The organism is Leifsonia sp. NPDC058248 (assembly GCF_042881905.1).
Taxonomy (GTDB): domain Bacteria; phylum Actinomycetota; class Actinomycetes; order Actinomycetales; family Microbacteriaceae; genus Leifsonia.
Genome location: NZ_JBHVXB010000001.1, coordinates 64,222 through 88,925, shown reverse-complemented (window position 1 = coordinate 88,925; position 24,704 = coordinate 64,222). Strand labels below are relative to the sequence as shown.

Here is a 24,704-nt window from a genome sequence, read left to right as displayed (position 1 = left end):
GGGCCCGCACTCTAGAATCGTCGACATGGAGGCCGAATCGGGATCGTGCGTCGACGCATGAGCGTACCCGGCCTCACCCTTCGTCGGGGTGTCCGTGGCCTTGCCGCGCTTCTCGGCACCGTTCTGGCCCTCTCGGTCGTTCCGGCCTCCGCGGCGAGCGCCGTGCCGCCTTCCGAGGCGACACGGGTGTCGACTGCTGCGACCTCGACCGTCTCGGCGGCCACGGCGGCCACGGCACCGCTGACGGCCTCCCTGACGACCGCGAACGGGGGAGTGCTCACCCCCGGCAAGAACCTGGTCGCCTCCCTCACTGTCACCAACGCCTCCGAGACCGCCTACTCGGCCGGAACGGTGCGGCTCTGGGCCGACCCCGAGTCGCTGACGTCCCGCGCATCCCTCACGTCCTGGCTGGCGGCGACGGATGCGGTGAGCGACGCCACGACGATCGCCACGGCCGCGGTCGGCGCGCTCGAGCCGGGGACGAGCGTCGTGGTCACCGTCACCGTGCCCGCCGCCTCCATCCCGTTCACCTCCAGCACAGCGCAGGCTGTGCACGGCATCGGGGCCACGGTCGCCGTGCCCGGATCGGTCACCGCGAACGCCCGGAGCAGCGTCGTGTGGAATCCGGGCGGCGCGGCGACGCGTTCGACGGTCGGCGTCGTGATGCCGATCGTGAGCCCCTCGACCTCGAGCGGACTCATCTCCGCAGAAGACCTCGCCACCTACACGGCCGCGAACGGCGTGCTGACCCGCGACCTCGACGGCCTCATCGGGCACAGCACAGTGGCGATCGGCATCGACCCGATGATCGTCGCGTCGATCCGCGCACTGGGCAACGCCGCCCCGGCGTCGGCGAGTGACTGGCTGACCCGGCTGGCGGCGCTCCCGAACGACGTGTTCTCGCTCGGCTTCGGCGATGCGGATGCGGTGGGACAGATCCAGAGCGGAATCAAGCCGCCGCTCGCCCCGACCTCGCTCGCCTATGCGCTCGACCCGAAGAACTTCACCCCGTCGCCCACTCCGGTCGGCGAGGCCTCCACCTCGACACCCACCCCGGCCGACACCGGCGCGCCCACCCCGTCGCCGACTCCGACCACCGGACCGGTCGTGCCGACCCTCGACGAGCTCATCTCGTGGAAGTACACGATGCAGGGCGTCGTGTGGCCCGGTGACTCGACCGTCCGAGCCTCCGACCTGGCGCCGCTGGCCGCCGCCGGCCTGACGACGACCATCGTCTCCGGCACGAACACCAATGCCGCCGGACTGCCGAGCACCCCCAACGCGGTTCTTCCGGCCGGCGGGAACAAGCTCGCCGTCGCCGACGCCGGACTCTCCGCCGCGCTCCGCCAGGCCGCATCCGCTCCCAGCGACCTCGCTTGGAACGCTGCGATGTCGAAGGTGAACGCGCAGCTGCTCCTCATCAGCGAGGAGAGCAACGATCCGAAGCACCTGCTCATCGGCTTCGATCGCTCCTGGCCGTCGTCCGGAACCCAGCTGCAGCGCACGCTCGCCGCCCTGTTCGGCTCGCCCTGGTCGCTTCCTGCCACACTGCCCTCCACACTCGCGTCGCCGACGACCAGCGGTCTCACGCTCAAAGACGCGGCCGAGTCGCCGGACCGCATCGCAGCGATCAAGAACCTGCTCGAAGACGAGAAGTCGATCGACGGTTTCGCGACGATCCTCGACGATCCGGCCACCATGACCGGTCGCACCCGCGCTCAGTTCCTCACCCTGCTCGCCGTCTCCTGGCAGAATCCGCGCAACGACTGGCCGGCGGCCGTCGACAAGAGCCGGCAGGCCACCTCGGACACCCTCGACTCGATCAAGATCCTGCCGACCGAGAACGTCAACCTGGTGAGCGCGCAGGGCTCCATCCCGTTCACCGTGAGCAACGAGCTGCCCGACGAGGCCGCCAACGTGGTGCTCAGCGCTTCCCCGTCCAACAGCCGGCTCGAGATCGACCAGAACGCGACCAAGCGCATTCCGGCGGATTCGCGGTCCACGATGCTGGTCCCCGTCAAGGCCAAGCTGGGCAACGGGCAGGTCACCCTCACGCTGCGGCTCTTCAGCCCGACTGGTGTGGAGATCGGCTCGCCAAGCTTTGTGACCGTGGACGTGCATGCCGACTGGGAGGGGATCGGGGCGCTGATCTTCGGCATCCTCCTCGTGCTGCTCTTCGGGTTCGGCATCGTGCGCAACATCCTGCGACGCCGCAAGGGTCGCGACGGCGACGATCCGGAGGCGGGCGACGATCCGGATGCCGGCGCGGGCGCGGACCCGGATGCGGGCGCGGGCACGGGCGCGGACGCGGGCAGCGAGGACGCGCAGCGTGGCTAGCGTCGGCCGCGCGAGCGCGATGCTCGCCTCGGGAACCCTCGTCTCGCGGCTGCTCGGCTTCGTCAAGGCGTTCCTCCTGCTTCAGGCGATCGCGGGCATCAGCTTCGCGGCCAACGCCTACAGCACATCGATGCAGGTGCCGAACAGCATCTACGCGATCATCGCCCAGGGCATCCTGAACGCGATCCTGGTCCCGCAGATCATCCGCGCCTCGGTCAACGCCGACGGCGGCAAGGCGTACATCAACAAGCTCGTCACGCTCGGGATCGTCGTCTTCGGGGTGGTCGCACTCATCGCGACCCTCCTGTCGCCGGTCCTGATGCAGCTGTTCGGACTCCGGGGAGCGCAGGCCGAGCTCGCGACCGCGTTCGCCTACTGGTCGCTGCCGCAGATCTTCTTCCTCGGCCTCTACACACTGCTCGGCGAGGTGCTCAACGCCCGAAAGTCGTTCGGGCCCTTCACCTGGGCGCCGGTCGTGAACAACATCATCGGCATCGTGATGCTCGTGATCTTCATCCTGGCGTTCGGGGCGGATCCCTCCGGCCACCGCGCACACGACTGGACCGGCGGCATGGTCGCCATCCTGGCGGGCGGCGCGACCCTCGGGGTGGCCGCCCAGGCCCTCATCCTGTTCTACTTCTGGCGGCGGGTCGGCCTGCGGTTCCGCTTCGACTTCGGCTGGCGCGGCGTCAACCTCGGCCATGCGGGAAAGGCCGCCGGCTGGACCTTCGCCATGCTCATCGCCACCCAGGTGGCCGGGCTCATCGAAGTCAACGTGGCCAACTCATCCGGACCGGCCTATGCCGGACCCCTGGTGATGAGCAATGCGTGGCTGTTCTTCATGCTGCCGCACGGCATCATCGCGGTCTCGATCGTCACCGCCTATTACACCCGGATGGCCGAGCACGCGCATCGAGGCGACATCCTGTCGTTCCGCTCCGACTTCTCCAGCGGAGCCCGCTCGATCCTGCTGCTGATCACGTTCTGCGCGGCCGTGCTGATCGTGCTCGCCTTCCCGATCTCGAGCGTCTTCATGCATCCGTTCTACGAGCAGATGGGCCTGGTCCTCATCGCCTACGTGATCGGCCTGGTGCCGTTCTCGATCGTGTTCATGTCGCAGCGCGCCTTCTACTCGCTCGGAGACACACGCACCCCCTTCTTCTTCACCCTGATCCAGGTCGTGGTGATCATCATCGGCGTGCTGCTCTGCTTCTCGGTCGCACCCGACCTGCGTGCGGCGGCGATCGCACTCGTCGTGTCGATCGCCGGCGGCATCCAGGCGATCATCGCCGTGGTCCTGCTGCGCGGCCGGATCGGGGGAGTGGACGGCCGTCGGATCGCCGCAGGCCTCTGGCGCTTCCTCGTCGCCGGCCTCGCCTCGATCATCGCCGGCGCCGGGTTCCTCGTCCTCCTCGGCGGGGTCGGCAGAGGCGCCTTCCCGGTCTCGGGACTGTTCTCTGCCATCGTGTCGATGGCGGTGGTCGGAACCGTGATGCTAATCGTCTATGTGGGCATCCTGTCGCTGCTGCATTCACGCGACCTCGAAGCCGGTCTGGCGCCGATTCTGACCCGTGTCGGACGCGGTTCCGAACATACAGGTGACACGGAATAGCATCCGCTTAGGATGTGTTCTACACGTCAGCGATTCCATCTGGGACCGCTACAGATAGTGCAAGGAGCTCCGCTGTGCGGCAGATCATCATCATCGGTTCCGGTCCCGCTGGGTACACGGCTGCGGTCTACGCTGCCCGTGCCAACCTGCAGCCGCTGTTGATCGCCTCGTCCGTCGAAGCCGGCGGCGAGCTGATGAACACGACTGAGGTCGAGAACTTCCCCGGGTTCCCCGCGGGCATCCTCGGGCCCGACCTCATGTTCAAGATGCAGGAGCAGGCTGAGAAGTTCGGCACCGAGGTCATCCTCGACGATGTCGTCTCCGTCGACCTGTCGGGTGACGTGAAGACCGTGACCCTGGGCTCCGGTGCTGTGCACCAGGCGCTCTCGGTGATCTTCGCCACCGGTTCCGCCTACCGCAAACTCGGCCTCGACGACGAAGAGCGCCTGTCGGGCCACGGCGTCTCCTGGTGCGCCACCTGCGACGGCTTCTTCTTCCGCGAGCGCACCATCGCGGTCGTCGGCGGCGGCGACTCGGCGATGGAGGAGGCCAACTTCCTCACCCGCTTCGCGGACAAGGTCTACGTCATCCACCGCAAGGACTCGCTGCGCGCCTCCAAGATCATGCAGGATCGCGCATTCGCCAACGAGAAGATCGAGTTCGTCTGGAACTCCGAAGTCGTGGCGATCAACGGCGACGAGACGGTGAAGAGCATCACCCTGCGCGACACGGTCACCGGCGAGAAGGGCGACCTGGAGTTGCAGGGCCTGTTCATCGCGATCGGAAACGATCCGCGCGTCCACCTGGTCCACGGCCAGCTCGACCTCACTTCGGAGGGGACCATCGCGGTCGCCGGCCGGAGTTCCAAGACGAAGGTCGCCGGTGTGTTCGCAGCCGGTGATGTGATCGACCCGACGTACCGTCAGGCGGTCACCGCGGCAGCATCCGGAACCGTTGCGGCTCTGGACGCCGAGCACTACCTGTCGACCCTCCCGAAAGACCTGCTGGCCCAAGCCCTCACGGCCGAGACCAGCGATCTCGAACTCACCACAACCGCATAAAGGAGAAACACACAATGTCCGCAGCACGTTCGGTCACCGACGCCTCTTTCGAGAGCGACGTCCTCAACAGCGAGAAGACGATCCTCGTCGACTTCTGGGCAGAGTGGTGCGGCCCGTGTCGCGCCGTCGGGCCCATCCTCGACCAGATCGCGGCTGAGCACTCCGACAAGATCGAGATCGTCAAGCTCAACGTCGACGAGAACCCGCAGACCGCTGCGAAGTACCAGATCACCTCCATCCCCGCGATGAAGGTGTACAAGGGCGGTGAGGTCGTCAAGACCGTCATCGGCGCAAAGCCGAAGCCTGCCCTCGAAGCCGACCTGGCCGCCTACCTCGCGTAGCCGACCAGTCCTTCACAGACCCGTCCGGCACCTGCCGGGCGGGTCTTTTTCGTACCCGGTTCCGCGGTGGTGGGGGCAGCTCCCACCTCGGCTCGATTTCGAGCTCACAGCTCCACCCAAATAGCATTGGCGAACGGCGTTAGAAACGGATAGACACGTGACTGATCAGGGCAGCCCGCGTTCTCGCGGCAACAATCTCGACCCGTGGTACGACCACTACGCGCAGCGCACGAGCGGTCTGGCCGCCAGCGAGGTCCGAGCCCTGTTCGCCGTCGCCAGCCGCCCCGAGGTCGTCTCGCTGGCCGGCGGGATGCCTTACGTGGCCGCCCTCCCCGAAGACCTCGTCGTCGGGGCCATGGATCGGGTGATGCACGAGCAAGGCCCCGTCGCCCTGCAGTACGGCTCCGGTCAGGGCGTCCCCGCGCTACGGGAGCAGATCCTCGACGTGATGGCCTTGGAGGGCATCAGCGCCAGCGCCGACGATGTCGTCGTCACCACCGGGTCTCAGCACGCGCTCGAGCTGTTCAGCAAGCTGTTCCTCGACCCCGGTGACGTCGTGCTCGCCGAGGGGCCCAGCTATGTCACCGCCATGGTGATCTTCAAGTCGTATCAGGCGGAGGTCGATCACGTCCCGATGGATGAGCACGGCCTCATCCCCGAGGCTCTCCGCGAGCACATCGCGCGGCTCAAGAGCGCCGGCCGCACGGTGAAGTTCCTCTACACGATCCCGACGTTCCACAACCCTGCCGGCGTCACCCTCTCGTGGGAGCGCCGACTGGAGATCCTCGAGATCGCCCGGGCCAACGACATCCTGGTGCTCGAGGACAACCCCTACGGCCTGCTCTACTTCGGCGAGAGGCCGCCGGCGGCCCTGCGTTCGGTCGAGCGCGACGGGGTGGTGTACCTCGGCACGTTCTCGAAGACTCTCGCCCCCGGCTTCCGGGTCGGCTGGGCCCTCGCTCCGCATGCGATCCGCGAGAAGCTCATCCTCGCCAACGAAGCGGCGGTACTCAGCCCCAGCTCATTCACCCAGCTGGTCGTGTCTGAGTACCTGAAGGATGCCGACTGGAAGGCGCAGATCGACACCTTCCGCGGGGTGTATCGCGAGCGCAAAGAGACAATGATCTCGGCGTTGCGCGAGCATTTGCCGGAGCTCAGCTGGACCGACCCCAACGGCGGGTTCTACATCTGGCTGACGCTGCCGCCGCACCTCGACGCGAAGGCGATGCTGCCGCGAGCGGTGACCGAACTGGTCGCATACACTCCGGGAACCGCGTTCTACGCCGACGGCTCCGGCCGCCACAACATGCGCTTGTCGTTCTGCTATCCGACCCCGGAGAACATCCGGGTCGGCATCCGGCGCCTCGCGACCGTGATCAACGGCGAGCAGGACCTTCTCGACACCTTCGCAGGCACCGGACCGCTGTCGGCGGAACGAGCCGACCGCACGAGCAACAACCCCCCGACCGATCTCCGTTAGCCGATAGAAGCACAGAAAAGACCTGATCATGGCAGATATTTCCGCGCTCTACATTGTGGTTCTCGCTGGCGGGATCTCGCACGAGCGAGACATCTCGCTCCGCTCGGGACGACGCGTGGCCGACGGGCTCAACTCGCTCGGGCACCAGGTGACGTTCCGCGATCCGGATGCTTCGCTGCTTGCTTTTCTGTCGGAGAAGCGTCCCGATGTGATCTGGCCCGCGCTTCACGGCGCCAGCGGTGAGGACGGCGCACTGCGTGCGCTGCTCGAGTTGACGGGGATCCCGTTCGTCGGCTCGCGTACCGACGCGGCACGGCTCGCGTGGTCGAAGCCGACGGCCAAGACTCTCGTCGCCCGCGCCGGTGTCGCAACTCCCGCCTCGGTCACATTGCCGAAGGAGACCTTCCGCGAACTCGGCGCGAACAGTGTGCTCGCCGCCGTGCTCGACGGTCTGGGGCTCCCGCTGGTGGTCAAGCCGGCGCAGGGCGGTTCGGCGCAGGGGGTGACGATCGTCACGACCGCGGATGAGCTTCCGCGCGCGATGGTCGATGCGTACACCTATGCCGATGTCGCGCTGATCGAGCGCAAGGTCGACGGTGTGGAAGTGTCGGTCGCGGTGATCGACACGGGTGACGGACCCGAGGCCCTGCCGGCGGTCGAGATCGAACCCGTCGAGGGCGCTTACACGTTCAACGCACGGTACAACGCGGGAGAGACCCGTTTCTACGTGCCCGCTCGCCTCGATGACGAGATCGCCGCCCGGGTGGCGGCGGCTGCGACTACGGCGCACAGTGCGCTCGGGCTTCGGCACCTCTCGCGGATCGATCTCATCATCGACGCAGAGGGTCTCCCGTGGTTCCTGGAGGCGAATGTGCTCCCCGGACTCACCGAGACGTCGATCATGCCGCAGGCGATCAGCGCCTCAGGGCGAGACCTCGGTGACGTATACGCCGCGCTCGCGCGGGCGGCGATCGGCGAGGCGCTCGCTGAGGCGGGCGCCGAATAGCCGGACCCGCAGGGGTCGTCAGCTGAAGCTCGGCTGCCCGATCTCGTCCAGGATCCTGTTCAGGTCCTGGATCGTCGCGAAATCGACCATGATCTGGCCTTTTCTTGCTCCGAGCGAGATCTTCACGCGCGTGTTGAGACGATCTCCGAGGCGATCGGCGATCTCGTCGAGGTGCCCGCGGTGCTTGCCGGCGGTGACTTTGGTGCGCACAGGCTTGGGAGCCGAGCTCGCCGCGGCCTCTGCCGCTCGCACCGACAGGTCTTCGTTCACGATCTTGTCGGCTAGACGGGCCATCGCAGCTTCGTCGCCGACCGAGAGGATCGCGCGGGCATGACCGGCGCTCAGGACGCCGGCGGCGACGCGCGACTGGACGGCGGAGGGCAGCTTGAGCAGGCGGATGGTGTTGGTGATCTGCGGTCGCGAGCGTCCGATACGCGTCGCGAGCTCTTCCTGGGTGATTCCGAAGTCGGCGAGGAGCTGCTGGTAGGCGGACGCCTCTTCGAGCGGGTTGAGCTGCGAACGGTGCAGGTTCTCGAGGAGCGCATCCCGCAGCATGTCCTCATCCGCAGTGTCTTTGACGACCGCGGGGATCTTGTCGAGACCGAGCTCTTTGGTCGCGCGCAGACGACGCTCGCCCATGATGAGCTCGTACTTGTCCGGCTGTCCCGCAATCGGACGAACCACGATCGGCTGCAAGACACCGACCTCGCGGATGCTCACCACCAGCTCGTTGAGCGCCTCGCGATCGAATTCGGTGCGCGGCTGCATGGCGTTCGGGACGATGTCGTCGGGGGAGAGGCTCGCGAGTCGGGCGCCCGGGACCGCGACGAGCTCCTCCGTCGGAGCCGAGGAGTGCGGGAAGAACACGTCCACCGGACGTGCCGACTGGTCGGTGGTGGGGATGAGCGCGCCGATCCCGCGCCCCAATCCTGTGCGCTTCGCTGCCATTAGCGGGGTACTCCTCTTCTTGCGATCTCTGCGGCCGCCTCCAAGTAGGAGAGCGACCCGGATGAGTTCGTGTCGTAGCTGATAACGCTCTGCCCGTAGCTGGGTGCCTCCGAGATACGCACCGAGCGCGGGATGATCGTGTTGAGGACTTCCTTCGGGAAGTGTTCGCGAACGTCTTCGGCGACCTGGTGCGCCAGATTCGTGCGGGAGTCGTACATCGTGAGCAGAATCGTCGACACGCGGAGCGTGGGGTTGAGGTGCTTCTCGATCAACTGGATGTTCTTGAGCAGCTGGCTCAGTCCCTCCAGCGCGTAGTACTCGCACTGGATGGGGATGAGTACCTCGGTCGCGGCCACGAAAGCGTTGATCGTGAGAAGGCCGAGCGATGGCGGGCAATCGATGAGCACATAGTCGAAGTCGTATTCGTCGAGGAACGTGACCAAGGATCGCGAGAGCCGTTGTTCGCGGGCGACCATCGAGACCAACTCGATCTCGGCGCCGGCAAGGTCGATCGTGGCTGGAATGACGAAGAGTCCCTCGAACTCCGGGCTCTTCTGGATGACCTCGTCGAGTTCCTTGTCGTTGACGATGACGTCATACACGCTGGGAGTGCCCTCACGGTGCTCGACACTGAGTGCTGTCGACGCATTCCCCTGGGGATCGAGGTCGATGACGAGAACACGAGCGCCCGACTTCGCGAGAGCTGCAGAGAGATTCACGACGGTCGTGGTCTTGCCCACGCCGCCCTTTTGGTTCGAGATCGTGAAGATGCGCGTTCGCGAGGGGAGGGGGAGCGTTTCCGCGGCAATCGCCTGCCGGCGTCTGGTCAGATCTTGAATCTCCCGGGCAAGCGGCGTCGACCCATCGAACCCGGAAGAGGTCTCATCGACCTGGGAGTCCTGATCAGGATGTTTCACGTGAAACCTTGTCGCTCGATGGTGTCCAGCACCGCGTGCCTATGTCGGGGAACAGTCTCGCCAGGGGGAGCGGACCACCCCGACAACTCTAGCTTGAATGAAACTCCGCCCCGTTCTGGAACGCCCGTATGTGGATGAATCTCCCGGGGACTGCAGCTGTGGAGAATGGCGGCCTTTGTCTAGAGCCGCAGCGCTTGACTTAGGCGGCGCTTGTAGAATGAGGCAGCGCGCCGGCGGCAGTGTTTCACGTGAAACATCCGAAGGGCGAGAGCCTGGCCTGGACGTCCGCGTTGGTCACCGGTCCCCCCGCTCCTCTCCCGGGGCTTTGTCTCCGCCGTCGCTGGTTTCACGTGAAGCATTGAGGCCGGCGTCGCAATGGTCGCGATTCATCCCTGATCCGGACAGACTCGGCCACACCGGTTGGCAATTGCCGTCGCTGTTCATGCCACTGGTCCACGCCCCCTCGACGAACGTTTCGGGCTGCCCGCGAGACGTGGGAGCTCCGCATTCCCAGATGGTTCAGCTGAACCACTTCGAGGTTCGCTCGGGAGACCGCAGAAAGTCCCCTGGCGTCGCCATCTCGCTCGGCCGGAATCACGCTCATATGGCAGTCCACGCGATTCCGGGGACTAAGTGGCCCCGCGCAGGCGCAACCACGCTGACGCCGAAACCACGCGGCGCTGAGATCCGCCCTCAACGCGCTGGATCCATGTCTAGACGAGTCCAACGACCGGACACGTCCGCCTACACGACGCGCCCAACGAAACGACTCGCACCGAGAATACGAACCTCACAACACGACTCGCACCCGGGAAACGAACCCACAACACGACACGCACCCAGAAAGTGAACCTCACAACGCGACGCGCCCCCCAACAACAAGAGCTCGCGCAATCGCAGCTGACTCCGCCAGATGACGCGAGCGCCGAGAGCGGCGTGCGTCGGCTCGGTACGCGGTCGGCGCGTGACGAAGGTTGCGACCTGACCTGAGCAGCAGCGCGCCCGAGACGGCAGCGCGACGGAGCCGCTGACGGTAGGGGAGGAGCAACGTGTCCGAAGCGGCGGCCTATCGAATCCGCGGAAGAAGGGACGGCAAGTCGGAAGCACCGACGATCTGGCGGCGGCAGCCCCAACCTCGTCAGCACCCATCCCGAGAGCCAGGCGAACCTGCCCGACTTCGACCTCCTCCGCGAGCTGTCCACGATGTACGGCGGGCTGGAACGCGAGCCCGGGCTGCGGGTCGCACTGGTCAGCTCCGCGACCGCCCAACTGCGAGACACCACAGAAGCGAAACACCGCAGAAGCGAAACCAACTCGCGGATCCGCAACAGACGCGAGAGCGGAAGGGCCGCGAGACGGGAACGGCCGCGCGCGACGGGACGGGGCAACTCCGCACCCCGACGACACGCACGCAGAGTTGAGGCGAGAACAACGACAAGACGAGTACAACGACAAGACGAGAGCTACTACAAGACGAGCGCAACGACAAGACGAGAGCAAAGACAATCGGGGCGCCGCGAGAGGGGGAGCGCGATGAGACGGTGAGCGCGATGAGACGGGGACCGCTACGCGACGAACTGCCGTGTAGCGAGAACGGCCAGACGAGATCACCGCGACGAACTGCCGCGAGACGGCGACGCCACCGCGACGAATAGTCGCCAGACAGCACCGCGCGAGCACGGCAGCGCAGACGCGTCGCCTGCAGGGTTCAAAACGGGACAGACAAGCGAGAGAGCGCGACGAGGTGGGAGCGCTGACAATACCGGCAGCACTGCGGCGCGAAGGCCTCGAGCTGCAGCGTAGTCCGGCGGGGGAGTGGTAACGCGGTGAGCGCGCACGCCTGCCGCCCGCCCAACGAGCAGAGCACCACGCCCCCACGCCACCTCCGACCGAGTTCTCCATCCGACCAGCGATTGGCTTGTAGTTCCCCGATTGGGCCATCGCGAAATCGTGGGGATACCTAGTCACACTCGCAGAGCGCGTTGTTTCACGTGAAACCATCACTTCAGCGCAACTTGTTTCACGTGAAACATGGGGGAACGTGATTGGCGAGGGTGTCACGTGCCGAGCACTGAGCTGCCCGAGCCTGTGGGGTCCAGCCGATGGCGCATCGCCGAACAGCCAAGGCACCTGCACCCATGTGACGAATCCACCCCCATCCGACGATGAGCGCATCCGAGGTAGCCGGCGAGGAACCCATTCCTGACGAATCTGACCACCACTGCGCTCCGCGCCCCTTGCTGCTACTGACTCAGGGGAACGCGGCGACCGCCCCGCGTCAGCGCAACCGATCGGCGACGGACGCAGCTGCCCACCATCGCCCCGTCGCAAAGACGAAGGACGAGCAGGTGTCGTCACGCCTACCGAGTCGACCGGTCTGAGGGGGTCAGTGTGATCTCGCCCGGGTCAGTTCCAGAACTCGGTGAGCTGCCCGGCAAGGGCTCTGCCTTGGTCATAGCCGGCCTGAGCAGCGGGCTCACGCAGCGACAGGTCCATCGCGTTGGCACCGAACAGGTGCTCGGACTCGGCGCCTGGGACGATCGTCTCGACTCTGCTGCCGCGTGCGCGCAGCTCTTCGACTTGAGACGCGAGCTGCATGCCCCAGCCAGGCGGATGCAGTGTCCTGCCACCCAATGGTGACAGCACCAGGATGCGCTCGTATCCGGCTGCCAGATCAGCATTCTCGTTACGCCGGTAGCCACCGTCGATGTAACGGTTGTCTCCGATCCGGTAGGGGAGACCACTGGCACAGCTGGCGGCGACAGCGTCGGCCAGGTCGACTCCACTGTGCTGGTCGAACACCACAGGTTTACCGGTTTGAGCATCCACAGCCGTCATGAGTACCGTGCGTTGAGGCCAGAGCTGACTGGGTAGCCGCGAGGCGACTGTCGTCCGCCACTGCGATTGCCACGAGCCGTCGGACGCTTCATCCATGGCGACTGCAGCCGCGCCCATCCTGCGACGCATGTCAGGTGCATCCTGAGCGGAAGCGATGATGGTCCTTATCCTCTCGAGGTGGTCCGTGACCGGCCTGTTCGGAGCGCGTCCGCGGTCGGAACCAACCGAGCCAGACCGCTGCTGGGGGACCGCAGCGCGGGTGGCGGCAAGCAGCTCAGTCGGGGTCGCGCCAGCCAACTGGGCCGCGGCCGTCGCACCGGCGGACGTCCCGATGGTCAGATCGGCTGCGGTCACGTCCAGTCCGCCGTCGAACAGGCCGGCGACGATGCCGATCAACCACGCGTTTCCGGTCGATCCACCACCGCCGAGAACGAGCGCCCGCCGGCCCGCGGCGCCTAGCCGGCCCGCGGCAGCTACCTGTGGCAACTGCTGATCCGACCCCGCCCGGTCGGCGCTCGTCGATGAGATGACGTGCAAAGTGTAAAAGGGAGTTGTGTTCATGGGAGTCGGCTTTCGCGAGTTGCGTGAGAGGGCGCTCCCGATGGCGACTAACTCGGTCGCGTGATCGTGGACTGCAGGGGAGCACCCAGTGCGGATACTGCGTTCATGGGTCTCACCTCCTGCCGACGAATAACGATCAACGTGACGCTAGCACACCGGCTGCGCGAGCGCACGACCGGCGCCGGCCCACCCAGCCTGTCCCTGTCGAAAGCGCCACCGATCGTGATGCGATGAGCAGTGAGCGAGCAAAATGCAGCCACGAGAGGACCAAAACAGCCGGAAGCACATTCCAGAACGGCGCTTAGAATCGCTCTGAGAGCGGCGAAGTAGGGTGCTTCCGCGCCACTAGAGCCAACCTAAGACCGTTTCGTGGTCAGCGGACGCCCGCTCTGATCACTCGGGTCACGTCATCGAGGACACCTTCGCCCAGAGTGAGGACCTCGACGTCGTGCAATTTGAACCTGCGGATCTCTTTGGCGGCGGCATCCACTTCAGCGGAGGCACCAGCGCCCTTCATCAGAATCAACTCGCCGCCATCGCGAACCAGCGGCGCAGTGAGAGGGATCAACTTTCGGAACGCACTCACGGCACGCGCAGTCACTTGGTCGAGGGGAGCATCCAAGTGCGCGTCCTCGGCTCGGGCGCGGACGACCTCAACGTTGTCGAGACCGAGTTCGGAGACCTGTTCCGACAACCATGCGATCCGGCGCTCCATCGGCTCGATGAGCACGAGAGTCACATCCGGACGCGCGATCGCCAGTACCAACCCGGGGAGTCCGGCGCCGCTGCCGACGTCGCCGGTTCGCCCCGGACGAAGCAAAGGGGCGAGGATCGCGCAGTTGAGAATGTGGCGAGACCACAGCCGGGGGAGCTCCAGTGGTCCGATGAGACCACGCTCCTCACCCTGCTGGGCGAGGTTGTCCGTGAAACGGCGCGCAAGCTCGATGCGATCGCCGAACAATCTGGTCGCCGCTGCGGGCTCGGTTTCGAGAGTCTCAGTCACGTCGCGACCGTCAGAGTTTCACGTGAAACTAGGCGGCGGTGATGACGGTGTGACGATCGCGTCCCTCGCCCTGCGAGTTCGAGACGTAGCCCCGCTCGGAGACGATGTCGTGAACCAGCTTGCGCTCATAGGACGACATCGGGGGAAGTGCTGCCTGCGCGGCACCCTCCTCGATACGAGTGATCGCGCGCTCGACGAGGGTCGCGAGCTCCGCCTGGCGGGCATCCCGCGAACCGCCGATGTCGAGGATCAGCCGGGAGAACGACCCCGTCTTGTTCTGGACGGCGAGACGCGTGAGCTCCTGGAGGGCGCTCACCGTGTCCGGCTTGGAGAGCAAGCGCAGGTTCGTCTCTTCGCCGGCGTTGACCGAGATGTACGAGCGGCCATTGCGGGCGTCGATGTCGATGTCGCCGTCGATGTCGGTGATGTCGAGCAGCTCTTCGATGTAGTCGGCGGCGATGTCGCCTTCCTGGTCGAGCTGGTCGGCGGTCGGCTCGGAGTACGCCGTCTCACCCGTGGTCTCTTCGGACGACACCGCTTCGACGACCTCTTCGTGGTCGACGGTGGACTCGGATTCGGTCTGCTGAACGTCGGTCATTCTCGGGTCCCTACTACTTTCCGGCCTGCTTCTTCGCGCGGTTCTTGTTCACTGGCTGAACACGCTGAGTGGTCTTCTTGGGTTCCTCTTCGATGGAGAGAACGACGGCGCCGTCTTCCTGGATGAGCTTCCCCTTGCGGGCGAGTCGCGCCTCACGGGCCTTGGCGGCATCCGAGCCGGGCGTCGGCATGTTGCGGATCACCAGGAACTGCTGACCCATGGTCCAGATGTTCGAGGTCAGCCAGTAGAACATGACGCCGAGCGGGAACGCGAAGCCGGAGAACAGGAACACGAAGGGGAGGAGGTAGAGCAGGATGCGCTGCTGCTTGAACTGCGGGCTCGCCTTGGTCTCCGGCGACATGTTCTTGGAGACGATCTGCAACTGGGTCAGGAACTGCGAGCCGGTCATGAGCACGACCATGGTCGCTGCGATCACCATGACGGCGACCTGCTGCGGATGGGCGTTCAGTGCACCCTGGAAGCTCTGGTGCAGGGGAGCGATGCCGAACAGCGAAGCGTTTCCGAACTGCTGCGCGAGAGTCTCGTTCAGCGGGCCGACGCCGGCGTGACCGCTCTGCGCGCCGTTCAGCACCTGGAAGAGGCTGAAGAAGATCGGCATCTGCAGCAGCAGGGGGAGGCACGAGCTCAGCGGGTTGGTGCCGGTCTTCTTGTAGAGCTCCATGGTCTCGCGCGACATCGCTTCGCGCGAGAACTGGTCTTTCTTGCCTTTGTACTTCTCTTGGATCTTCTTGAGCTGCGGCGCGATCTCGAGCATCCGCCGCTGGTTCTTGATCTGACGCACGAAGATCGGGATGAGAGCCGCGCGCACCACCACGGTGAGGCCGACGATCGACAGCACCCAGGTGAGGCCGGCGGCGGGGTCGAGCCCCATGTTCGTGAACAGCCAGTGGAAGGCCACGAGGATCAGTTCTACGACCCATTTGATGGGCCACAGAATCGTTCCGAAGATGTCCATGTGGTTGCTAGGCCTTTCCCTGGCTTGTGGCGACGACGAATCCGAACGGAGTCACCCGATAGCGACGTTTCTTTTTGAGGGGGACGTCATCGACCCCTCCTGCTGCCCACGGGTGACAGCGGGCGATCCGGCGGGCGGCGAGTGCCGATCCGATCACCAGACCGTGCTCTTGAATGGCCTGCAAGGCATACGACGAGCACGATGGGTAATAGCGGCAGACATCGCCGTAGAGCGGTGAGATCACAGCCCGATATCCGCGTAGCAACAGGACGGCGGCGTTCCGTGGAACAAGAAGCACAGCTGCGATCGCGGTGTTCATGAACGGACGTTGCCTCTACTGGTGATTCTGCTGATGGCTCGGGAGATCTCTTCGTGCAGGGTAGCCCACTCCGCATGAGCGGACGCTGGTAATGCCCTGATCACGACATCCATGCCAGGCGGCATTTCCGGCAGCAGCTCATATGCCGCCGCTTTGAGTCGGCGCCGCACGAGATTGCGCCGGTTCGCGAAGCCCACCGTCTTGCCCACGATAAAGCCGAATCGCACCACATCGGGGTCGGGACCGGTGCGAACGTACGTCACGGTGTTCGCTCCGGTGAAGCGAGCACCCCGTCGCACGGTCGCCTTGTAGTCCGCCCCCCGCGTGATGCGATTGGCCTTGGCCAGCACAGGGCTGCCTGACGAACCGGAAGGGACTAGGCCGAGAGCTTCGTGCGGCCCTTGCTGCGACGCGCAGCGAGGATGGCGCGCCCGGCACGGGTGCGCATGCGCAGACGGAAGCCGTGGGTCTTCGCGCGCTTGCGGTTGTTCGGCTGGAACGTTCTCTTGCTCATAATCAATCTCCGTGTGGTCTCTTAACAGGCCGGCGCTGAGGAAAATCCAGCACGGGGAGGCCATGAAAAGTTTTTGGGCAGCCTGAACGGCTGAAGTCAACTGATTAAAACTACGACCTAGGCTGGACGAGGTCAAACCGATCGTGCCAAATCCATCGATTATGCACAGGATTGGCAGGAACGCCAGCAGCGACGCGCCGCCGTATTCCCCACATCGAATTTGATCCACAGCCTGTGGATTAGTTACCGTTGGGAACGAAAGTTATCCCCAGCCATACCCAACAAGGGCCGGAGATCGCTACGGTATTGGACACACAGCGGTGGATAACTCTGTGAATACCTCTCCGGCGGCGACACGCTTCCGGCCCGACGTTCGACTCACGACGCTGTGAGGGCGAAAGTCGGTTGACGGCATCCACACGACCAGGAACACGGGGAACGATGGCAGACGGCGAAGCGTCCATCTCAGCGGCATGGCAGAGCGTGCTCGAGTCTTTGGAGACCGATGATCGCATCACCCCGCAGTTGCACGGCTTCCTCAGCCTCGTCGAGCCCAAAGGGATCATGGCTGGCACCTTCTATCTGGAGGTGCCGAACGAGTTCACGCGCGGCATGATCGAGCAGCGCAGCCGGGTCCCGTTGCTGAACGCGATCGGCTCGCTCGACGACACCCTCGCCGTGACCACCTTCGCGATCGTCGTCAACCCGGAGATCCAGCAGGAGACGATGGCCGGACCCACCGAGCCGTCCGAGGCCGCGTTCATCGAGGCTCCCCTCATCGCCCCGCCGCCCGAGATCACGGCACCGGCGCGCAACAACGACACACGCCTCAATCCCAAGTACAGCTTCGACAACTTCGTCATCGGCCAGTCGAACCGCTTCGCCCATGCGGCCGCGGTCGCGGTGGCCGAGGCCCCCGCCAAGGCGTACAACCCGCTGTTCATCTACGGCGACTCCGGCCTCGGCAAGACCCACCTCTTGCACGCCATCGGCCACTACGCGATGAGCCTCTACCCGGGCATCCGGGTCCGCTACGTCAGTAGCGAGGAGTTCACCAACGACTTCATCAACTCGATCGCCAACAACCGCGGCTCTTCGTTCCAGGCGCGCTACCGGAACATCGACATCCTCCTGATCGACGACATCCAGTTCCTTCAGCGCGCAGTGGAGACGCAGGAGGCGTTCTTCCACACCTTCAACACGCTGCACGACCACAACAAGCAGGTGGTCATCACGAGCGACCTGCCGCCCAAGCACCTCACCGGCTTCGAGGACCGGATGCGCTCCCGCTTCGAGTGGGGCCTGATCACCGACGTGCAGGTGCCCGACCTCGAGACCCGCATCGCCATCCTGCGCAAGAAGGCGCAGAGCGAGAAGATCCAGGTGCCCGACGACATCCTCGAGTTCATGGCGTCCAAAGTGTCGAGCAACATCCGAGAGCTCGAGGGGACGCTGATCCGCGTGACCGCGTTCGCGAGCCTCAACCGCACACCGGTCGACATGCCTCTCGTGCAGACCGTGCTCAAGGACCTCATCACACTCGACGACGACAATGTGATCGCGCCGACCGACATCATCACCAACACGGCGGACTACTTCAAGCTCACCGTCGATGACCTCTACGGCTCGAGTCGTTCGCAGGCTGTGGCGACCGCGCGCCAGATCGCGATGTACCTCTGCCGCGAGCTCACCAATCTCTCCCTCCCCAAGATCGGCCAGCTGTTCGGCAACCGCGATCACACCACCGTGATGTACGCCAACAAGAAGATCAGCGAGCTCATGAAGGAGCGCCGGTCGATCTACAACCAGGTGACGGAGCTCACCAGCCGGATCAAACAGAACCACCGCTACAGCAAGTAGCGGCGTCTGCCACCGAGTGGCCGGGTCTCTGCCGCGCTCGGCATGGGTTATCCACACGCTCGTCCCCAATGTGGGGACAAGCTGCTCTTCGCACATGTGGATAACTTGTGGAGAAGTTCCGGAAAGTCGGACCGTTAATGGGGACGAATCATGAGTTCTTGTGAATTGAGCACTTTTGGCCCTGCCCTCGATTCGCCTGTATTCACCTGGTCTCCCCAACCCATCAACAAGTGACAGACGTGTAGTTCCCAGTCGTTTCGCGGACTCCACCGAGTTATCCACAGTTTCCACAGCGGTTAACACCATTAATCGTTAACTCTTCTTAGTGGGGAGGCCGACAACCTTCGCCCGCAGCTCGAATCACAACTTTCACCGGCAGGGGCAAGCGCTAGGATTTGTCACGATCCATTTCCCGCCGACGACAGAGGTGACTTCGTGAAGTTCCAAGCCAATCGGGATGTGTTCAGTGAAGCCGTCTCGTTCGCTGTCAAGCTCCTGCCGCAGCGCACGACACTTCCCATCCTGAGCGGCGTCCTGATCGAAACCACCGACACCGGGCTCCAGCTGTCGTCATTCGACTACGAAGTGTCGGCTCAGACGCAGATCGCCGCCGAGGTCGAAGAGCCGGGCAGGGTCCTCGTCTCCGGCCGGCTGCTCGCCGAGATCGCGGCGAAGCTTCCGAACGCACCCGTGCAGTTCTCGACCGAAGACACCAAGATCGTCGTGCGGGCCGGTTCCGCGAACTTCACGTTGCTGTCCATGCCGGTCGAGGAATACCCGAGCATCCCGCAGGTCAGCGGTCAGTCCGGCCTCGTCCCAGCCGAGGAGTTCGCCCAGGCCGTCGCCCAGGTCGGCGTCGCCGCCTCGCGCGACGACGTCACCCCCGTGATCACCGGAGTCCAGCTCGAGGTCGGCGACAACACCCTCGGGCTCGTCGCGACGGATCGCTACCGTGTGGCGGTGCGCGAGATCGACTGGGACAACGGCACGACCTCCGGCGAGCCGGTCACCGCGCTCGTGCCGGCCCGCACGCTGACCGAGATCGGAAAGACGCTCGGCCACAGCGGGACCATCGCCGTGTCGATCACCAATCGCGACGACCGTGAGCTGATCGCGTTCACGGCCGACAAGAAGACCGTGACCTCCCTGCTCATCAAGGGCAACTTCCCGCCGGTGCGGCGCCTCTTCCCCGAGACGGTCGACAACTACGCGGTCATCAACACGGCAGAGCTGATCGAGGCGACGCGACGTGTGTCGCTCGTGCTCGAGCGTGAAGCCGCCCTCCGGTACTCCTTCTCCGCGGAGGGCCTCACTCTCGAGGCCATCGGCTCGGAGCAGGCGCAAGCATCCGAGAGCATCGACGCTCTCCTCACTGGCCAGGAGACGGTGGTTTCATTGAAACCACAGTTCCTGCTCGATGGTCTCGGTGCCGTGCACTCGGAATTCGTGCGCATCTCCTTCACCAAGACCGACAACCCCAACAAGCCGGGTCCGGTGCTCATAACGAGTCAAACCTCGAAGGACCAGGCAGGCGCGGACAACTACAAGTACCTGCTGCAGCCCAACCTGCTGCTGCGCTGACTCGTAGCGCGAGCGTCCGAGAGAAACAGAAGAAGGACAATCATGCACATCGGCCTCATCGGTCTCGGAAAAATGGGCAACAACATGCGCGCCCGCCTCGAGAAGAACGGCATCGAGGTGACCGGATACGACACGAACCCCGATGTGTCGGATGTCGCCACGGTCGCCGACCTCGTCGCGGCCCTCCCCTCCCCTCGCACCGTCTGGGTGATGGTGCCGGCCGGAAAGATCACAGATGACGTGATCAACGACCTTGAGCCTCTCCTCGAAAAGGGCGACCTGGTCATCGACGGCGGCAACTCCCGCTTCACCGAGGACTTCAAGCACTCCGAGCTGCTGGCTCCGAAGGGCGTCGACTTCATGGACGCCGGCGTCTCCGGCGGTGTCTGGGGTCTGAACAACGGCTACGGCCTCATGGTCGGCGGCAGCAAGGCCCAGGTCGAGCGCGTGATGCCGGTCTTCGACGCGCTGCGCCCGGAAGGACCCCGCGACGAGGGCTTCGTGCACGTGGGCGAGGTGGGTGCGGGTCACTACGCCAAGATGGTGCACAACGGCATCGAGTACGCGCTCATGCAAGCCTACGCCGAGGGCTTCGAGCTCCTCGACTCCCGCAAGGACATCATCAAAGACGTCACCGGGACGTTCAAGGCCTGGCAGCGTGGCACCGTCGTGCGGTCCTGGCTTCTCGAGCTGCTCGTGCGCGCGCTCGAGCAGGACCCGGACTTCGAGCACATCGAAGGCTACGTGCAGGACTCGGGCGAGGGTCGCTGGACGGTCGAGGAAGCGCTCAACAACGCTGTCCCGGTCCCCACGATCAGCGCGTCGATCTTCGCGCGATTCGTCTCGCGTCAGGAGGACTCGCCGGCGATGAAGGCTGTCGCGGCGCTGCGCAACCAGTTCGGCGGCCACGCCGTCAAAGCCGTCGACTGACCTGGGCGACCGACCACCAGAGTGCGAGTCACCCATCTTTCCCTGACCGACTTCCGTAACTATCGACGTGCGGAAGTCCCGCTTGCGGCCGGCGCGAACCTCTTCGTCGGCCGCAACGGTCAGGGCAAGACCAATCTGGTCGAGTCGCTCGGCTACCTGAGCACCCTCGGGTCGCACCGGGTGTCGAGCGATCAGGCGATGATCCGGCAGGACGCGGAGTCCGCGATCGTCCGGGCGCGCATCCAGCACGACGGCCGCGAACTGCTGGTCGAACTTCAGCTGAACCGGGGATCGGCCAATCGCGCCCAGGTGAACCGTTCGGCGATCAAGACCCGGGAGCTGCCGAGATACTTCTCCAGCGTGCTGTTCGCGCCGGAGGATCTCGCGCTCGTGCGTGGTGAGCCGAGCATCCGGCGCCGTTTCATCGACCAGTTGCTCGTGCAGCGCAATCCGCGGTTCGCCGGAGTGCTGTCCGACTACGAGCGCGTGCTCAAGCAGCGCAACACCCTGCTCAAGTCGGCGCGGTCGTCCGGGCTGCGCGAGAGCCAGCTCGGCACTCTCGACATCTGGGACGAGCGGCTCGTCGCCCTCGGCTCCGAACTCGTGGATGCGCGGGTCGACCTGATCCAGCGGCTGACCGATCCGCTCATCGCGGCCTACCAGTCGGTGGCCGGCGACGATCACCATCCTCGGCTGGTCCCGCTGCTGACCGTGCGCGGTGCAGAGGTCGACGATCCGGATGCCGACGCGGCATCCGGCGATGATGCTGTAACCGACTCGACCGGTGTCACGACACCTGACGCGTTCCGGCAGGCCCTCGCGACCGTTCGCCGCAAAGAACTGGATCGTGGACTGACCCTGATCGGCCCGCACCGCGACGACATCCTGTTCGAGCTGAACGGCCTCCCGGCGAAGGGCTACGCCAGCCATGGCGAATCGTGGTCCTTTGCGCTCGCACTCAAGCTGGCGTCGGCCGAGCTGCTGCGGCGCGAGTCGAACACCGGCGACCCGGTGCTCATCCTCGACGACGTCTTCGCCGAGCTCGACCAGACGAGGCGCCGGATGCTCGCAACCGCCGTAGCCGGTTACGAGCAGGTCCTCATCACTGCCGCCGTCTTCGACGATGTTCCGGGCGACCTCACCGCCCACACCGTCCGCATCGAGGCCGGAGCGGTCGTGGAGCAGAGCGATGCCTGACGAGCCGCGCGAGCTGAGCGAGGCCTCGGCGGTCTACCTGCGGTTCCGTGAACTGTTCGGCGGTGTGCCGAGCAGTCGTTCACGACGAATCCGGAAGAAGGACGACCGCGACCCGAGCGCGAGCCAGCCGTTCGGCAAGGGCCGCGATCCTCGAGGGCTCGGCGACGTGGTGGATCAGCTGACCGCGCAACTCGGCTGGGGAGCGTCGCTGGCGCAGTCCGATCTTCTCGAGGGCTGGCGCGAGCTCGCGGGCGAGGAGACGGCGAAGCATGCCGTCCCGGAGGGGATCACCGAGGGCGTCCTCACCGTGCGGTGCGAGTCGACGGCGTGGGCGACGCAGCTTCGGATGATGCGCTCCGACCTGCTCGCGCGCATCGCCGACCGGTTTCCTGAGGCGGACATCCAATCGATCCGTTTCCAGGGGCCCGACGCCCCCTCCTGGAAAAGAGGCCCCAGGTCGATTCCAGGGCGCGGCCCGCGCGATACTTACGGTTGAGTGCACAAAAGAGGTCAGCCGAGTAAAAATAACGCGTCAGACGGGCGATTTCGGGCAATCCGCCATCAGGCTCTTGGTAGACTGGAGAGGTCACACCCAGTGCGGTCAAGGAGCCTAATTTCATATGACGATGGAACCGAACAAGGCCGAGGCAGAACACGACTACGGCGCCAATGAGATCCAGGTACTCGAAGGTCTCGAAGCCGTACGCAAGCGACCCGGAATGTACATCGGTTCCACTGGTCCCCGCGGACTCCACCACCTCGTGCAGGAGATCGTCGACAACTCGGTCGACGAGGCCCTCGCCGGGTTCGCCGACAACATCCAGGTCACCATTCTCCCCGATGGAGCTGTGCGTGTCGTGGACAACGGCCGCGGCATCCCCGTCGACATCCACCCCGTCGAGCAGAAGTCCACGGTCGAGGTCGTCCTGACCATCCTGCACGCCGGCGGCAAGTTCGGCGGCGGCGGATACGCGGTCTCCGGTGGCCTCCACGGCGTCGGCAGCTCCGTCGTCAACGCGCTCTCCTCGCGTCTCGACGTCGAGGTGCGGCGTCAGGGGAACGTCTACCGCCAGAGCTACCGTCACGGAGTCCCGCAGGCACCGCTCGAGAAGGGTGAGGAGTCCGACGAGTCGGGCACCACGATCACCTTCTGGCCGAGCCCCGACACGTTCGAGAGCGTCGAGTTCGACTACGACACGCTCCGCACCCGGTTCCAGCAGATGGCGTTCCTCAACAAGGGACTGCGCATCTCGCTGACCGACGAGCGTCCCCGCGACCCCGAAGACGAAGAGAGCGAGCCGCGCTCCGAGGTCTTCCTCTACGAACAGGGCCTCACCGACTACGTCCACTACCTCAACGCCGCCAAGAAGGCGGAGGTCGTGAACGAGGAGATCATCTCGTTCGAGTCCGAGGACACCGATCGCAAGATCGCCCTCGAGGTCGCCATGCAGTGGACGACGGGCTACAACGAGAGCGTCTTCACCTACGCGAACACGATCAACACCCACGAGGGCGGAACGCACGAAGAGGGCTTCCGTGCCGCGCTCACCACGCTGGTCAACAAGTACGCACGTGAGAAGGGCATCCTCAAAGAGAAGGATGACAACCTCTCGGGCGACGACGTCCGCGAAGGCCTCACCGCGGTGATCTCGGTCAAGCTCTCCGAGCCGCAGTTCGAGGGCCAGACCAAGACCAAGCTGGGCAACACCGAGGCCAAGGCGTTCGTGCAGAAGGTGGTCGGCGACCAGCTCGGCGACTGGTTCGACCGCAATCCCAACCAGGCCAAAGACATCATCCGCAAGGCTCTTCAGGCAGCCACGGCACGACTCGCCGCCCGTAAGGCGCGCGAGACCGCACGGCGCAAGGGCCTGCTCGAGGGCGGCGGGATGCCCGGAAAGCTCAAGGACTGCCAGTCGAAAGACCCGTCGATCTCCGAGATCTTCATCGTGGAGGGCGACTCCGCCGGAGGCTCCGCGGTTCAGGGACGCAACCCGGAGACGCAGGCGATCCTCCCGCTGCGCGGCAAGATCCTGAACGTCGAGAAGGCCCGCCTCGACCGCGCCCTCGCCAACAATGAGGTGCAGGCGATGATCACGGCGTTCGGCGCCGGCATCGGCGAGGACTTCAACCCCGACAAGGCGCGTTACCACAAGATCGTGCTGATGGCGGATGCCGACGTCGACGGTCAGCACATCACCACACTGCTGCTCACCCTCCTCTTCCGCTACATGCGTCCGCTCATCGAGCTCGGCTACGTCTACCTCGCGCAGCCGCCGCTCTACCGGCTGAAGTGGACCAATGCCGAGCACGAGTACGTCTACAGCGATCGTGAGCGCGACGCGTTCCTCGCCGACGGCATCGCGGCCGGCAAGCGCATCCCGAAGGACAACGGCGTGCAGCGCTACAAGGGCCTCGGCGAGATGGACTACAAGGAGCTGTGGGAGACCACGATGAGCCCCGAGACCCGCACTCTGCTGCAGGTCACCCTCGACGACGCCGCCGCGGCCGACGAGATCTTCGCCACCCTGATGGGTGAGGACGTCGAGTCGCGCCGTAATTTCATCCAGAAGAACGCGAAGGACGTGCGGTTCCTTGACATCTGACGACAACACCACCGGAGACGAG

21 protein-coding genes are annotated in these 24,704 nt (G+C 65.1%); 12 read left to right on the top strand and 9 right to left on the bottom strand.

Going from position 1 to position 24,704, the window contains the following annotated elements; translation table 11 throughout:
* Positions 1–57: 57 nt before the first annotated feature.
* The 6 genes from ACFVV5_RS00415 (at position 58) to ACFVV5_RS00390 (ending at position 7,837) form a co-directional block, all read left to right on the top strand.
* Complete coding sequence (locus ACFVV5_RS00415) at positions 58–2,337, top strand: DUF6049 family protein (RefSeq protein ID WP_387237243.1); 2,280 nt, start codon at positions 58–60, stop codon at positions 2,335–2,337.
* Entirely contained in the window at positions 2,330–3,949 is a 1,620-nt protein-coding gene (gene murJ, locus ACFVV5_RS00410) for a murein biosynthesis integral membrane protein MurJ (RefSeq protein ID WP_387237240.1), read from the top strand. Before ACFVV5_RS00415 ends, murJ begins: the two co-directional genes overlap by 8 nt.
* Positions 3,950–4,023: 74 nt before the next feature.
* Positions 4,024–5,010 carry a thioredoxin-disulfide reductase gene (gene trxB / locus ACFVV5_RS00405; RefSeq protein ID WP_387237237.1) on the top strand — a complete coding sequence of 329 codons (987 nt, stop codon included), beginning with the start codon at positions 4,024–4,026 and terminating at the stop codon, positions 5,008–5,010.
* A 14-nt stretch (positions 5,011–5,024) separates the two neighbouring features.
* Positions 5,025–5,351, top strand: coding sequence for a thioredoxin (gene trxA, locus ACFVV5_RS00400; RefSeq protein ID WP_387237234.1), 327 nt, complete (start codon positions 5,025–5,027; stop codon positions 5,349–5,351).
* Between the two features lie 157 nt (positions 5,352–5,508).
* Entirely contained in the window at positions 5,509–6,831 is a 1,323-nt protein-coding gene (locus ACFVV5_RS00395; RefSeq protein WP_387237231.1) for a PLP-dependent aminotransferase family protein, read from the top strand.
* Positions 6,832–6,859: 28 nt separating this feature from the next.
* Positions 6,860–7,837 carry a D-alanine--D-alanine ligase gene (locus ACFVV5_RS00390; protein WP_387237228.1) on the top strand — a complete coding sequence of 326 codons (978 nt, stop codon included), beginning with the start codon at positions 6,860–6,862 and terminating at the stop codon, positions 7,835–7,837.
* An 18-nt stretch (positions 7,838–7,855) separates the two neighbouring features.
* Here the strand turns inward: ACFVV5_RS00390 and ACFVV5_RS00385 are convergent, their stop codons facing one another.
* The 9 genes from ACFVV5_RS00385 to rpmH all read right to left on the bottom strand — a co-directional run bounded on the left by ACFVV5_RS00385 (position 7,856) and on the right by rpmH (position 16,511).
* Positions 7,856–8,785 (bottom strand): ParB/RepB/Spo0J family partition protein, encoded by a 930-nt coding sequence (locus tag ACFVV5_RS00385; RefSeq protein WP_387237225.1) that lies wholly within the window; start codon positions 8,783–8,785, stop codon positions 7,856–7,858.
* Entirely contained in the window at positions 8,785–9,702 is a 918-nt protein-coding gene (locus tag ACFVV5_RS00380; protein ID WP_387237223.1) for a ParA family protein, read from the bottom strand. The genes ACFVV5_RS00385 and ACFVV5_RS00380 overlap by 1 nt, the downstream gene beginning before the upstream one ends.
* 2,406 nt (positions 9,703–12,108) lie before the next feature.
* Positions 12,109–13,101, bottom strand: coding sequence for a patatin-like phospholipase family protein (locus ACFVV5_RS00375; RefSeq protein WP_387237220.1), 993 nt, complete (start codon positions 13,099–13,101; stop codon positions 12,109–12,111).
* Positions 13,102–13,474: 373 nt separating this feature from the next.
* Positions 13,475–14,104, bottom strand: a complete 630-nt coding sequence (gene rsmG / locus ACFVV5_RS00370) for a 16S rRNA (guanine(527)-N(7))-methyltransferase RsmG (protein WP_387237217.1) — start codon at positions 14,102–14,104, stop codon at positions 13,475–13,477.
* A gap of 28 nt (positions 14,105–14,132) precedes the next feature.
* A complete protein-coding gene (locus ACFVV5_RS00365) occupies positions 14,133–14,702 on the bottom strand; it encodes a protein jag (RefSeq protein WP_387237214.1) in 570 nt (189 codons plus the stop codon).
* 13 nt (positions 14,703–14,715) lie between these two features.
* Complete coding sequence (gene yidC, locus ACFVV5_RS00360; protein ID WP_387237211.1) at positions 14,716–15,678, bottom strand: membrane protein insertase YidC; 963 nt, start codon at positions 15,676–15,678, stop codon at positions 14,716–14,718.
* Between the two features lie 7 nt (positions 15,679–15,685).
* A complete protein-coding gene (gene yidD / locus ACFVV5_RS00355; RefSeq protein WP_387237208.1) occupies positions 15,686–15,997 on the bottom strand; it encodes a membrane protein insertion efficiency factor YidD in 312 nt (103 codons plus the stop codon).
* Positions 15,994–16,347 (bottom strand): ribonuclease P protein component, encoded by a 354-nt coding sequence (gene rnpA, locus ACFVV5_RS00350; protein ID WP_387237205.1) that lies wholly within the window; start codon positions 16,345–16,347, stop codon positions 15,994–15,996. The genes yidD and rnpA overlap by 4 nt, the downstream gene beginning before the upstream one ends.
* Positions 16,348–16,373: 26 nt before the next feature.
* Positions 16,374–16,511 (bottom strand): 50S ribosomal protein L34, encoded by a 138-nt coding sequence (rpmH, locus tag ACFVV5_RS00345; RefSeq protein WP_055897189.1) that lies wholly within the window; start codon positions 16,509–16,511, stop codon positions 16,374–16,376.
* Between the two features lie 441 nt (positions 16,512–16,952).
* Between rpmH and dnaA the strand changes: the two genes are divergently transcribed.
* The 6 genes from dnaA to gyrB all read left to right on the top strand — a co-directional run bounded on the left by dnaA (position 16,953) and on the right by gyrB (position 24,682).
* Positions 16,953–18,371 (top strand): chromosomal replication initiator protein DnaA, encoded by a 1,419-nt coding sequence (dnaA, locus tag ACFVV5_RS00340; protein ID WP_387237202.1) that lies wholly within the window; start codon positions 16,953–16,955, stop codon positions 18,369–18,371.
* Positions 18,372–18,806: 435 nt separating this feature from the next.
* Positions 18,807–19,952, top strand: a complete 1,146-nt coding sequence (gene dnaN, locus ACFVV5_RS00335; protein WP_387237199.1) for a DNA polymerase III subunit beta — start codon at positions 18,807–18,809, stop codon at positions 19,950–19,952.
* Positions 19,953–19,994: 42 nt separating this feature from the next.
* Positions 19,995–20,882 (top strand): phosphogluconate dehydrogenase (NAD(+)-dependent, decarboxylating), encoded by an 888-nt coding sequence (gnd, locus tag ACFVV5_RS00330; RefSeq protein WP_387237196.1) that lies wholly within the window; start codon positions 19,995–19,997, stop codon positions 20,880–20,882.
* 21 nt (positions 20,883–20,903) lie between these two features.
* Positions 20,904–22,079: a DNA replication/repair protein RecF gene (recF, locus tag ACFVV5_RS00325; RefSeq protein WP_387237193.1), complete on the top strand. Its 1,176-nt coding sequence runs from the start codon at positions 20,904–20,906 to the stop codon at positions 22,077–22,079.
* The gene (locus ACFVV5_RS00320; RefSeq protein WP_387237190.1) at positions 22,072–22,575 is read left to right on the top strand and encodes a DUF721 domain-containing protein; all 504 of its coding nucleotides are present in this window, start codon (positions 22,072–22,074) and stop codon (positions 22,573–22,575) included. The genes recF and ACFVV5_RS00320 overlap by 8 nt, the downstream gene beginning before the upstream one ends.
* Positions 22,576–22,699: 124 nt before the next feature.
* Positions 22,700–24,682: a DNA topoisomerase (ATP-hydrolyzing) subunit B gene (gyrB, locus tag ACFVV5_RS00315; protein ID WP_387237187.1), complete on the top strand. Its 1,983-nt coding sequence runs from the start codon at positions 22,700–22,702 to the stop codon at positions 24,680–24,682.
* Positions 24,683–24,704 lie beyond the last annotated feature (22 nt).